At 64.3% G+C, this 12,590-nt stretch carries 10 protein-coding genes; 5 read left to right on the top strand and 5 right to left on the bottom strand.

Features of this window, described 5'->3' with window-relative positions:
• Positions 1–506: 506 nt before the first annotated feature.
• The 5 genes from trxA to AC1DIP_RS09940 form a co-directional block, all read right to left on the bottom strand.
• On the bottom strand, positions 507–833 hold the full coding sequence (gene trxA, locus AC1DIP_RS09960) for a thioredoxin (protein ID WP_476208191.1): 327 nt from the start codon (positions 831–833) through the stop codon (positions 507–509).
• A gap of 35 nt (positions 834–868) precedes the next feature.
• Positions 869–1,825, bottom strand: coding sequence for a thioredoxin-disulfide reductase (trxB, locus tag AC1DIP_RS09955; RefSeq protein WP_477733636.1), 957 nt, complete (start codon positions 1,823–1,825; stop codon positions 869–871).
• Between the two features lie 221 nt (positions 1,826–2,046).
• Positions 2,047–3,702 carry a discoidin domain-containing protein gene (locus AC1DIP_RS09950; RefSeq protein WP_477733635.1) on the bottom strand — a complete coding sequence of 552 codons (1,656 nt, stop codon included), beginning with the start codon at positions 3,700–3,702 and terminating at the stop codon, positions 2,047–2,049.
• 166 nt (positions 3,703–3,868) lie between these two features.
• On the bottom strand, positions 3,869–6,007 hold the full coding sequence (gene murJ, locus AC1DIP_RS09945; protein WP_477733634.1) for a murein biosynthesis integral membrane protein MurJ: 2,139 nt from the start codon (positions 6,005–6,007) through the stop codon (positions 3,869–3,871).
• 60 nt (positions 6,008–6,067) lie between these two features.
• Positions 6,068–6,568: an NUDIX domain-containing protein gene (locus AC1DIP_RS09940; protein WP_476211812.1), complete on the bottom strand. Its 501-nt coding sequence runs from the start codon at positions 6,566–6,568 to the stop codon at positions 6,068–6,070.
• A 208-nt stretch (positions 6,569–6,776) separates the two neighbouring features.
• Here AC1DIP_RS09940 and AC1DIP_RS09935 point away from each other — a divergent pair, with 208 nt between their 5' ends.
• The 5 genes from AC1DIP_RS09935 to AC1DIP_RS09915 all read left to right on the top strand — a co-directional run bounded on the left by AC1DIP_RS09935 (position 6,777) and on the right by AC1DIP_RS09915 (position 12,568).
• Entirely contained in the window at positions 6,777–8,285 is a 1,509-nt protein-coding gene (locus AC1DIP_RS09935) for a CCA tRNA nucleotidyltransferase (protein WP_476208183.1), read from the top strand.
• Positions 8,282–8,866, top strand: coding sequence for a histidine phosphatase family protein (locus AC1DIP_RS09930; protein ID WP_141158817.1), 585 nt, complete (start codon positions 8,282–8,284; stop codon positions 8,864–8,866). Before AC1DIP_RS09935 ends, AC1DIP_RS09930 begins: the two co-directional genes overlap by 4 nt.
• 156 nt (positions 8,867–9,022) lie before the next feature.
• Positions 9,023–9,154 carry a hypothetical protein gene (locus AC1DIP_RS09925; protein ID WP_476208181.1) on the top strand — a complete coding sequence of 44 codons (132 nt, stop codon included), beginning with the start codon at positions 9,023–9,025 and terminating at the stop codon, positions 9,152–9,154.
• A gap of 515 nt (positions 9,155–9,669) precedes the next feature.
• Positions 9,670–11,133: a glycosyltransferase 87 family protein gene (locus tag AC1DIP_RS09920; protein WP_476208180.1), complete on the top strand. Its 1,464-nt coding sequence runs from the start codon at positions 9,670–9,672 to the stop codon at positions 11,131–11,133.
• Positions 11,126–12,568 carry an FAD-dependent oxidoreductase gene (locus AC1DIP_RS09915; protein ID WP_476208178.1) on the top strand — a complete coding sequence of 481 codons (1,443 nt, stop codon included), beginning with the start codon at positions 11,126–11,128 and terminating at the stop codon, positions 12,566–12,568. Before AC1DIP_RS09920 ends, AC1DIP_RS09915 begins: the two co-directional genes overlap by 8 nt.
• Positions 12,569–12,590: the final 22 nt, after the last annotated feature.

The following is a 12,590-nucleotide window of genomic DNA, read 5'->3' as shown; positions in this document are numbered from 1 at the left end:
TAGCTCCTTGTTTGGTTTGCATCGAGATGAAAGCGGGTCGACTCCTGACGGCCCCCGTCACCAGACAGGACAACACGTTTCCCGCTGCGAAATGGCGCGCGCTTGGTTCCAGTGCTCAATACAAGGTACCCGCGGCTTCTGCGGGCCGCCGCATCAACAGCTCTGCGACGGACCCCCTGGATAGTTGACGAATTCCATACCTTGGGGCGTGTAATCGCAGAACCGGCCGCGGATTGGCGAGAAAGGGCTGGTGATGGCAAGCGCGGGGATATATGTAGAACCGGCTGCGTTTCACGTGAAACATTGCATGCGTAGAAGCGCCAAGTGTTCGTCCAGAAGGACCGGCCCGGCGGGTTGCCCCGTGTTCCTAGTCGCCTTCATCTGGTCCCTGCGGGGAGGACCTGGGACCTCAAATGGCCAGGAAGGCAAAAAAGTGGTCACTGCCAGTCGGCGGCGACCACTTTTTCGCGTCATTCCCTGCAAACCTATCGCGGGGACGTCAACTATCAGGAGAGGACGTCGGAAAATTCCTTCTCGAAGAACTGCTTGGGCTTGGCCCCGATAACGGTGCTCTTCACTTCACCGTTCTGGAAGAGGTAAACAGCCGGAATCGAGGTAATTCCGTATTGTGCGGCGATGGCGGGGTTGTCGTCAACGTTGACCTTAACGACATCAACCTTTTCGCTGTACTCCCCCGCGATCTCGTCCAGGATCGGGCCGAGCTTGCGGCACGGTCCGCACCATTCAGCCCAGAAATCAACGATCACCGGCTTGTCGGCAGAGAGGACATCGGTACCGAAACTTGCGTCAGTTACATCTTTTGCGTTGCTCATAACCTTCTCTTTCTTTCAAACTACGGTGGCGAAAATTAGGCGGGCAGGTCGGCCAGATAGTGCTCAACGTCGATAGCGGCAACACAGCCCGAACCTGAGGCGGTAATCGCCTGCCGGTATGTGGGGTCAACAACATCGCCGGCAGCGAATACGCCCGGAACGTTGGTCCGGGAGCTCCTCCCCTGCACAGCGATGGTTCCTTCGGGAGTCAGGTCCAGGACGTCCTTGACGAGATCCGTCCGGGGATCGTTACCGATGGCGACGAAGACTCCGGTAACGGCGAGCTCGGACAGCGAACCGTCCAAAAGGTTCTTCAACCGCAGGCCCGATACCTTGTCCGTGCCGAGCACGTCATCAACGGTGCTGTTCCAGACGAAATTGATCTTCTCGTGCGCGAGTGCACGGTCGGCCATGATCTTGGACGCTTTCAGCGAGTCACGGCGGTGAACAACCGTTACCGATTTCGCGAACTTGGTAAGGAACAACGCCTCTTCCATGGCGGAATCGCCGCCGCCGATGACGGCGATGTCCTGATCCTTGAAGAAGAAACCGTCACAGGTTGCACACCAGCTGACACCGTGTCCTGAGAGCCGCTTTTCGTTGGGCAAGCCCAGTTCCCTGTAGGCGGAGCCGGTAGAGAGAATGACTGCCTTTGCCTTGAAGGTCGCCCCCGTTGCAATGGTGACCGTTTTGATGGGTCCGTCGAGCTTGAGGTCAGTAACGTCCTCGAACTGGATCTCCGTCCCGAACCGGGCCGCCTGCTTCTCGAAGTTCTCCATCAGGTCCGGCCCCATGATGCCCTCCGGGAACCCCGGATAGTTCTCCACGTCAGTGGTGTTCATCAGTTCCCCGCCGGCGGTTACTGATCCAGCCAGCAGCAAAGGCTTGAGGTCTGCCCTGGCAGTGTAGACGGCTGCCGTGTAGCCTGCGGGGCCTGAGCCCACAATGATGACGTCGCGAACGTCCGACGCCGACTTCTCTTCGATGGTCACTGGACCGTGAACCTCTTCCTTGTTCGACTCGCCTCCCCTTGGAGGCCGGCCACATGGCACAACTGTGTCCGCTTGCTGAATATTCCAGCGCCCGGGCAACGAGGGCCATCCTGCAGCGCAGAAGAAGTCCAGCCGTTACAGGGCGCACTGCACCCAGCGTACAGTCCTGGTGCTGCGCTCCGGAGTGCAGCACCAGCCTGCTTGACGCTGTTGCTGGAGTGCTACTGGACCTTGATCTCGGCGAGCCGCAGACCGTAACCGTACCGGGTCTTCGGTGCTGCAAGCTTGGGGAGCGAATTGATGGAGATGATCACGTACTGTGCCTGGACAGGTTCCGGAAGGGGCATGTTCAGGTCAGTGGACGTGAAGCTGTTCGTTCCCACGGCCTTGGCCCCGTCCATGGACGGCCGGTCGTTGGTGTAGACCGTGATGTTGCCTCCGGATCCTCCGAGCTGGGACAGCGTGATGGAGGAGACGGTAGCAGTGCCCTTCAGCTTCACCACGAGCGGGACGCCCTGGGGAGCCAAACCGCCCCAGTTCTCCGTCGCGAATTCCATGTCGGACCAGTAGCTGGCGGCATTTCCGTCATAGGCCTTGACCAGGTCACCGTCGAATGTGGCGGCGAAATCGAAATTACCCTGCCGGCTGACGCTCTCGATTACGGGCGGGACGGCCGGCGGAGCCGACGGGGTTGCCTGGGTTGCCGGTGCCGAGTTCTGCGGAGCATTGCTGGTAACAGGGGCAGCTGTTGGCTTGGCCTGTGGTTCTGATGAGAAGAGGCTTCCAAGATTGGTGACCGCGAAGATCAGGCCCGCGATCAGGACAACAGCCAACAAGCCGCCAACCAACCAGCGCATCGAACGGGGCTGGTTGTCGGATTCATCCCGGTCATCGTCGTAGTCGTCCCGGTCAGCAAACGAGACACCTGCCGCAGCGGGTGCTGCCGCACGGGCAAAAAGAGCCCCGTTGCCCTTGACCGGACGCTGTTCCTCCGGAGCGCCATCGGAGTCCTCATAAGGATCGTGGTCTCCGGACTGGGCGTAGTCGTCATCGGACCACAAGGACACCTTCGGCTTATGGCCAGCAGCCGGTGACTGTTCCCCGGCAGGGCTGTTGCTCGGAGCAGCAGTATCGTTCGGGCCCGTGTCCGCCTCAGCAGAGACAGCTCGCCCCGATTCGGTTGCAGCAGTGGGCGCTACCGGCTGGGCGGCAGTGGCATCCGGATCAATCCGCGAGGCACCCGACTTAGAGGCTGCGCCTGCGCCTGCGGCGGCAGCTGCAGCCGCCGCACCTGCGGCAGCGGCTCCGGTACGGCCCTGGGAAGTGGCGGGCCGGGCGGCGGGACGGACCGGCGGCCTGGGCGGAACGGCGGGAGCTGACCGCTCAGGCGCTGACCGCTCAGGAGTTGAACCGTAATTATCAACCTCGTTGGGGTGTGAATCGGCGTAGCTGATGTAGCCCGCCTCGACGTGGTCTTCTTCGTCGTAGGGTTCAGGCTCGTGAGACCGCGCCTGTCCGAAGATCTCGCTGCCCAGGGTGTCCGTGAAGAACGGTTCAACGTATGGCGGATTGGGCGCCACCACAAGATCCAGGAGGTCGGCAGCGGAGGTGTGGTTGGTGATGAGGTAGGTGGCGTCCTCGGTGACGCCAAGATCCAGGACCTGGACCGTCCCGGGACGTTCGCCGGTGGCCACTTCGCGGGCGCTCTGGGCAACCTGTTCCGTGTTCTCCGGTCCGGCGACCAGGATGCTGACGGGCCGGTTGAGGACCTGGTCCACACCGTCCAGCACCAGATCGTGGTCGTGCGAGGCCAACACTGTGGCGGTGACCTTGTAGCGGCCGCCCAGTACTGATCCGACATCGATCGGGTTGGACACGTGTTCCTCCTAGACTGTCCGGGATTGCCGGCCTCAATGACGCAACCGCTTTCCAGGTGCCCGCGCGCACGGCCCGGCCTGAATGCAACTACCCCTGTATCTGTTCGATCCTAGCCGATCCGCCCCGGGCGGCTGCGGAGAAGACGGCCGCCACAGGCAGCTGAACTTACTTTTTGCGCTTACGCCGGGTACTGAAAAATGGGTTCTCGCCGGCCTTGCCCTGGTACGTCCTGCGGCCCGGAAGTGGAATCTGCTCGCTGAGCAGGCCGCCGCGGGCGGTGCTTGGCTGGTCCTCACCCGGCAGGTAGGAGGTGTCGGCAGCCTGCCGCGCCCCGCCGTCGTACGTGTCCTGGCGGCCGCCCGCGCGCTGGGGGTCCGGGCCGGCGCGGAACGATACGGCGTCGAACTCGCCGGAAATCCGTGGGATGAGCCCGGTGTCCACGGAGGTGGTGGCCCGCTCGGGCTGGTTCCCGCGGGCCGGGAATCCATCGGAGGGAGAGGACGACGGCGCGTCCCCGGCTTCCGGAGCAGCGGCCTGGTTGCCCCGGCCAAACCTTCCCAGCAGGGGCCGGAGCATGTCGCTGAGCTCGGACACACGGAAGACACGGAGGAGCAGGAAGTAGACGGCCAGCATGACCGGACCCACGACGATGAGCGTCACGAGTGCCTGGAGGCGGCCGGTCCATGCGAAACCGTCCGGGTTGTAGCTGCCCATGAGCCACAGGGCGACGGCACCGGCGATTGCCGAGCCCAGGGCCGCGTATCCCATCCGGATGTACGAGTTGGCGATCCTGGCGCCGTCCAGGTGCCCCAGCATGCGGCGCAGGAACACTGCGCTGATAACCACCGAAAGGATGTTGCCCACCATGTAGAGGACGGCGATGGCATAGATAATCTGGCCCACCGGCAGGAACTGGATGGCGAACGCACCCGCCACGTAGACGACTGCCAGGAGCAGCTGCACGTAGAACGGGGTGCGGGCGTCCTCGTTGGCGTAGAACACGCGGGACATCATGAAGTTGGCGCTCATGAACGGGGTGCTGAGGGCCAGGATGGTCAGCGTCTGGGCCAGCATGACTCCGTCCTGGCGCAGGCCTCCCGAGAAGAACATGCCCAGCGGGCCGGCCAGGGCAAACAGGGCCAGCGCACCAAAGACGGTGGCGACGGCCATGGTCCGCAGACCGTGTGAGAGCGCGTCCCGCAGTTCGACCCGGTTGCCTTCCTGGGAGGCGCGGGTCATGCGGTTGAACAGCACGGTGGCCAGGGACAGCGCGATGATCGAGTGCGGCAGCAGGTACAGCTGGCTGGCCACCTCGAGGACGGCGTTGCCGGGCAGGGTGGACGCGGCAGGGTCCCCCGCTTCCTGCAGCCGGATGCGTTCGGCGCCGGGAATGGTGGCGATGCGCATGACATACAGGAAGGCCAGCTGCCCGACGGCGGCGGTCAGCAGCGTCCATACGCTCAGCTTTGCGGCGTGGCCAAGTCCCACGCCGCGCCAGCCGAACCTGGGTCGAAGTCCCAGCTTCAGCCGGAAGACGGGTACCAGGAGGATTGCCGTCTGCGACAGAACGCCAATAGTGGAGAACCCGGCCACCAACAGCGTCTGGGTGGACCCCCAGTTGTCCAGGGTGTGGGTATTGACGTCGTTGGTGCCGAAGATCCAGATGAACATCCCCAGGCCGGCGATGGCCACCACGTTGTTCAGGATCGGTGCCCACATGGCGGGGCCGAACGCGCCGTTGGCGTTCAGGACCTGGGTGAGCAGGGCGTAGAGCCCATAGAAGAAGATCTGTGGCAGGCACCAGAACGCAAAGGTGACAGCGAGGGCCTTCTGCTGCGGCGAGTACCCCTGCGTGGTCAGCTCGATGACCCCCGGCGCCGCCAGGGTAACCAATGCCGTCAGGCCGAAGAGAAGCAGGACAGCCAGCGTCAGCAGCCGGCTGATGTAGTCCGCTCCCCTGTCCGGAGCCTTGCTGGCCTTGATGATCTGCGGGACCAGCACGGCATTGAACACGCCGCCGGCCACCAGGAGGAAGATCAGGTTGGGCAGGTTGTTGGCATTGATGAACGTGTCATTGACCGTTGAACCGAGCCCCAGCGCGGTACCCAGCATCCAGGTCTTGCCGAAGCCCAGGAAACGCGACACGAGCGTCCCGGCAGCCATGATGGCGCTGGAACGGGTCTCGCTGACGCCTGCTGCGGCAGGCTCCGCAAGGTCCGGTGCCGCGGGCTCAGGGGGGACGCCGTCGGGCGCGGCGTCATCGGGCCGGCCGGACCGGTCGGAAGGAAAGTTGGTAGCTGACATCGACTTCATCGTCTCACCCGCGGGCACTTAACACCGCAATGACGACGGCGGCGTCCGGGCTTACAGGTGTCCGGGAAGGACCTCGCGGGCGAGGTCGGCGATGCGGCGTTCGTTGGGGAAGGACAGCTTCCGCGCCAGCTCCTGGATGGGCACCCAGGCCACGTCCACGGCTTCCTGGTCGGGATCGTTTTCGATGGTGAGCTCACCGCCCGTGGCACGCAGGAGGTAATGGTGCACGGTCTTGTGGACCCGGTGGCCGCTGACGGTGAACCAGTAATCGATGCTGCCCAGAGGTGCCAGGATGGTGCCCTCGATGCCGGTTTCCTCGGCAATTTCCCGGACCGCGGCCTCTTCGTTGTTTTCCTTGCCCTCCGGGTGCCCCTTGGGCAGGCACCACTCGAGGCGTCCACCCCTGTTAAGGCGGGCGATGATCGCAACCCTCAATGCGGCGTCGGACGTGTCCACCACCACGCCGCCGGCCGACACTTCCTCAACCGTTGGCAGCGATGCCGGTGCCGACTGCTGGGCAGGGGCAACGTGCGCACCTATTGCCGACGGCAACGGTGCGTTTGTCCTCCTGCCTGGAGCGCTCGGTACTGGATGGGCCATGGAGTCCACTCTAACGACTGTTGCCCTCCCGTGATGACCGGAACATGACACCAACATGGACGGGATATGACGTACTTTCCGGAGCGGAACGCCAATCAGCGCGGATCGTGACGCTTTTTTGGACTGCCAAGGCGCTGGTTTCTGCCAAGCTTAAGGAACTATGGCGCACGCACATCACAAGATTGATTCCCACACTGTCGACTTCAAGGTCCCCCCGGTGGTCCTGGAGCTCGGGCAGCGCTTCGTGGACGCCGGCCACGAACTGTCCCTGGTGGGCGGTCCGGTGCGTGACCTCTTCCTTGGCCGGACGTCCCCTGACCTGGACTTCACCACTGATGCCACCCCGGACCAGACCGTGGCATTGATTAAGAAGTGGGCGGACAACTTTTGGGAGATCGGCCGGGCTTTCGGGACCATCGGCATGCGCAAGGCCGGTTTCCAGATCGAGATCACCACCTACCGGGCCGAGGCCTACGATCCAGACTCCCGCAAACCCGTAGTGGCCTTCGGTTCCTCCCTGACGGATGACCTGCTGCGCCGGGACTTCACCATCAACGCCATGGCGTTGAAACTGCCGTCCATGGAATTGGTGGACCCCTTCGGCGGGGTCCGCGACCTCCACGCTTCCATCCTGGCCACGCCCGGGGCGCCGGAAGCGTCCTTCTCCGATGACCCGCTGCGGATGATGCGCGCCGCCAGGTTCGCCGCGCAGCTGGGGGTTTCGGTGCACGACGACGTCCGGGAAGCCATGACGGGCATGGCCGACCGGATCAAGATCATTTCCGCGGAGCGGGTGCGGGACGAACTGGTCAAGCTGATGTGCGGGGCGCGGCCGCGGACAGGGATTGACCTCCTGGTGGACACGGGACTGGCCGAACATGTGCTGCCCGAGGTGTCCGCGCTCCGCTTGGAATCCGACGAGCACCACCGGCACAAGGACGTCTACCAGCACTCCCTGCAGGTCCTGGAACAGGCAGCCGAACTTGAGACGGACGGGAACGGACCCGTACCCGGTCCGGACTTTGTGCTGCGCTTCGCAGCCTTGATGCACGACGTCGGGAAGCCGGCTACGCGCCGCTTCGAACCGGGCGGCGCGGTGAGCTTCCGGCACCACGACATGGTAGGTGCCAAGCTCACCAGTAAACGCATGAAGGCGTTGCGGTTCGACAATGACACCACCAAGGCCGTGGCACGGCTGGTGGAACTCCACATGCGCTTCTACGGCTACGGTGACGCCGGCTGGAGCGACTCCGCAGTCCGGCGCTACGTCACGGACGCCGGCCCGCTGCTGGAGCGGCTGCACCGGCTTACCCGCTCCGACGTCACCACCAGGAACCAGCGGAAAGCCGAACGCCTGGCCTTTGCCTACGACGACCTTGAGTCGCGGATCGCAGCCCTCCGCGAACAGGAATCCCTGGACGCGGTGCGGCCGGACCTCGACGGTGCCCGGATCATGGAGCTGCTGGCGCTTAAACCGGGCCCCGTGGTGGGCCGGGCCTACAAGTTCCTCCTGAATGAACGGATGGAGCACGGTCCGCTGCCCACCGGGGAAGCGGAGGCGCGCCTGCTCCGCTGGTGGGCCGAACAGCCTGAATCAGCACCTGCCGGCCCCGGGGCAGAAGCCTCTCCCGCCGTCGTCGAACCTTCACCCGTTGAGGAGTCCAAGTGACCAATCCCGCCCTTGCCCCGCGCCCCCAGCTCTGGATCCTCCGCCACGGTGAGACTGAGTGGTCCAAAAGTGGACAGTACACCGGCCTGACCGACCTCCCCCTGACGGTGGAAGGTGAGCAGCAGGCCGTGGAAGCCCGCAAGGTGCTGGACGGCGTCGACTTCGACCTGGTGCTCACCTCCCCGCTGCGGCGTGCGCGCCGGACCGCCGAACTGGCCGGCTTCCCTGATGCCCGGCATGAGCCACTCGCGGTGGAATGGAACTATGGCGACTATGAAGGCATCAGCTCCGACCTGATCCGCAAGGACAACCCCGACTACCTGATCTGGACCCACGGGGTACCCAACGGCGAGACGTTGGACGAGGTTGCTGCCAGGGCTGACAAGATCATTGGCCGGATCCTCGAATCCGGAATGGACAATGTGCTGATCGTGGCACACGGGCATTTCTCCCGGATCCTGACCGCCCGGTGGCTTGAATTGCCGCCTGCGGAGGGACGGCACTTTGTCCTGGGGACGGCCAAAGTCTGCACCCTGGGATGGGATAAGAAGACACCCGCAATTGTCCGCTGGGGCCTCTAGAACACCCAATTCCAAGATTTATTGCCTTTTCTGCCGCAATTGCTGGTAATTCGCGGAAACCTGCGGTACTTTTATTCCTGACCCCGCGGTGACTATGCGGGGCTATCGGCCGCATCGCAAACCACGCAGCGGACAGCAGAAAAGGAGGTTGGGAAAATGATGACTTTGACTGGCGAATGGAATGCCCTCATCAATGCGTTCCCGGCCTTTGCTGATTCCGTACGCGTTGCCTCGGTTGCCCCGGATACCTGGCGCACAGCCGCCTTCCCGGGCCTGCGGCGCCGCTAACCGGCACCAGCCTTCCGGCCGGGACCACTCACGGGATTCCGCCCGGACAAATGTCCGGGTAACGGAACTATCCCTGCTGACTCATTGGTAGCCCACGGCATCACCCCTGCCTTGCCGTCGGACGGTCCCTGCCCGAGCCTTACGAGGCAGGCACAGGCCAGTTCCGCTGCAGCAACTCCCGTAATTGTCAGATTCAAATTGCGCTGAGTCCTGCAATTAATTGGCATTTCCTTATGGAATGCCGACCCCTTATTACTTCCATGCTATTTTGCGCCTAAAAAGGCGCTAATTTGTCATGCCCTTTTGCTGACGCCAAAGAAAGGAGGTGGCTCCATTGATGCAAAGAATCATGAGACTCCTGTCCCGTCCCCTGCAGCGCCACAGTTCTCTGAACAGCGACCTGCTTGAGCAGCATCGAAATGACGTATTCGTGCTGATGCACCAGCAGGTTGGCGGCCTGCGCTGACGGCCGGCCCCGGTCCCGCGGGACGGGGGCCGGCTGTAAGCTCGATCCCATGCACGAAACCCAGCCGCCGGAGGATGGTCGACGGCCCCGCATCGTGGTGCCCAGCCGAAGCGACACCCTCCTGCGGAAGTTCACCGAGGTAATAGGCGGCCCGCTGGGGACCCGGACGGATCCCGGAGTCGTCACCCCCGGCATCTTTACCGTGGAGCGGGTGCTCATTGCCCTCACGGCGCTGGCAGCCCTGCTGGGGATCCTGCTGAAGGGTTATTGCAGGGCCAACGGGTGGGAGACGCCCACGCAGTTCTATGCCACCTGCTATTCGGACTTTCCGGAGCTGTTCCGGAGCCGCGGCATGGCAGCGGGAGTCTTTCCCATCGTGGGCAGCGGCAGCTTGTTCGAATACCCGGTGCTCATCGGATTGATCGCGGGCCTGACGGCATGGCTGGTCCCGGGAGGGGACGCCAGCGCCCGGGCACTGGCCTACTACGACATCAACGCCGTCCTGCTGGCGGCCGCGGCCATGATTACCGTGCTGGTGACTGCCCGGATGCCCGGCCGCCGTCCCTGGGACGCCGCCATGGTGGCACTGGCGCCGGGCATCGTGCTGGCCGGGACCATCAACTGGGACCTCTGGGCTGCCTGCATGCTTGCGCTGGGAATGTACCTCTTTGCCCGGCAGCGGCTGGTTCCCGCCGGGGTGCTGATCGGCTTGGCCACAGCCACCAAGCTGTATCCCCTCCTGGTGCTCGGGGCCATCCTGCTGCTGGCGGTGCGGACTGCCCGCTGGCGCCCACTGCTGGTTACCGCCGGGAGCGCCGCCGCCGCATGGCTGGTGGTCAACCTCCCGTTCGCCCTCGCGAACTTTTCCGGCTGGACCTATTTCTTCCAGTACAGCGCCGACCGGGGCGCCGGTTACAGTTCGCCCTGGTTTGCCTACAACCTGGTGGCAGACAGGCTGCACTGGTCCAAGCTGGATGCCGAAGGCGTCAGCCTCCTGTCGGGCGGCCTCTTCGTGGTGGCATGCCTCGGTATCGCCGCTGTTGCCCTCACGGCCCGTCGCCGCCCGCGCCTGGCGCAACTCGTATTCCTGATCGTGGCCGCCTTCATCCTGACCAGCAAGGTCTATTCCCCGCAGTACGTGGTGTGGCTCATTCCGTTGCTCGCACTGGCCAGGCCGCGATGGCGTGACTTCCTCGTGTGGCAGGGTGTCGAAGCCCTGCATTGGGCTGCCATCTGGATGTACCTTGGTCAGGTGACCAGCGCAGGTTCCTCCCAGCACAACCTGGACATGCCCTACTACGTCCTGGCTGTGGCCGCGCACATGGCCGCGGTGGCCTACCTCATGGCCCGCGTCGTCTGGGATATATACGATCCTGCGTACGATCCCATCCGCCGGCACCACCTCGACGATCCCCACGGCGGTCCGTTTGCCAACGCGCCCGACCGGTTCCGGCTAAGCCCATTTGGGCCGGCTGCGCCGCTGCTTCCTTCGAAAGCAAGGTCCCATGCCTGATGTCGCGGTAGTAGGTTCCGGTCCCAACGGACTCTCGGCAGCAGTGGTCATGGCACGGGCCGGGCTGTCAGTGGAGGTCTTCGAGGCGGCCCCCAAAATCGGCGGCGGCACCCGGACCACAGAGCTCATGCAGCCGGGACACTTTCACGACGTCTGCTCCGCGGTGCATCCCATGGCCGTTGCGTCCCCTTTTTTCCGCGCGTTCGAGCTGCCCCGGCGGGTGGAACTGGTTACGCCGGAGATTTCTTTCGGGTCACCGCTGGACGGCGGCCGCGCGGCGCTGGCCTACAAGTCGCTGGACAGGACGGCAGCGGAGCTAGGCCAGGACGGCCCTGCGTACCGGCGGCTGATGGAACCATTGGTCCGGCACATTGACGATGTCATGGACTTCACGCAGAACCAGCTCCTCCGGATCCCCCGGAACCCCCTGGTGGCCGCCGTCTATGGGTTGCGGACAATGGAGCAGGGGACCGGGCTGTGGAACACCAGGTTCCGGGATGACCTTGCGCCGGCACTCCTCAGCGGTGTGGCCGCCCACGCCATTTCGCATTTGCCCTCCCTCGCCGCCTCCGGCGCCGGTCTCATGCTCGGCGCCCTGGGGCACGCCGGCGGGTGGCCTATCCCCCGCGGCGGCTCCGCATCAATTGCGGAAGCACTTGCCGAGGACATCAAGGCCCACGGCGGCGTCATCCACACCGAAACACCGATCGACCGGCTCGAACAGCTTCCTGCCTCCCGCGCCACCCTGCTCGACGTGGCGCCCAAGGGGCTGCTGGACATGGCGGGGAATTCCCTTCCTGCCCATTACCGGCGGGCCCTGGAGCGTTTCCGCTACGGCAACGGCTCCTGCAAGGTGGACTTCATCCTGTCCGGGCCAGTGCCGTGGCAGGCAGCCGGGCTCTCCGATGCCGGGACGGTCCATGTGGGCGGAACGCGGGCTGAACTCGCGCGCTCAGAGAACGAGGTCAGTGCCGGTCACCACCCCGAACGGCCGTATGTGCTCGTGGCCCAGCCGTCCCGCTTCGACTCCAGCCGCGCACCGGAAGGCCGGCGCATCCTGTGGACCTACTGCCATGTGCCGTCCGGTTCGACGAAGGACATGACCAGCCAGGTGGTGTCCCAATTGGAACGGTTCGCGCCGGGCTTCCGCGACCTTGTGGTGGAATCGCACGCCATCACCGCTGCGGAATTGGCCGACTACAACCGCAACTACATCGGGGGCGACTTCAGTGCCGGCGTGATGGATGTCCGCGGACTTGTCCAGAAACCGGTGGTATCTCCCGTCCCGTGGCGGACACCCCTGCTGGGTGTCTACCTGTGTTCGTCATCGACGCCGCCCGGTCCCGGCGTCACGGGTATGCCGGGGATGCACGCGGCAAAGCACGCCCTCAAGGACATCTTCAAGCTCCCGGTCCCGGAACTGGGACTGTCCTAGCTCCTCTGGACGGCTGCCACCG

The sequence above is a fragment of the Pseudarthrobacter sp. 05T312 genome, from assembly GCF_056396685.1.
This window is presented reverse-complemented; position numbering and strand designations above follow the sequence as displayed.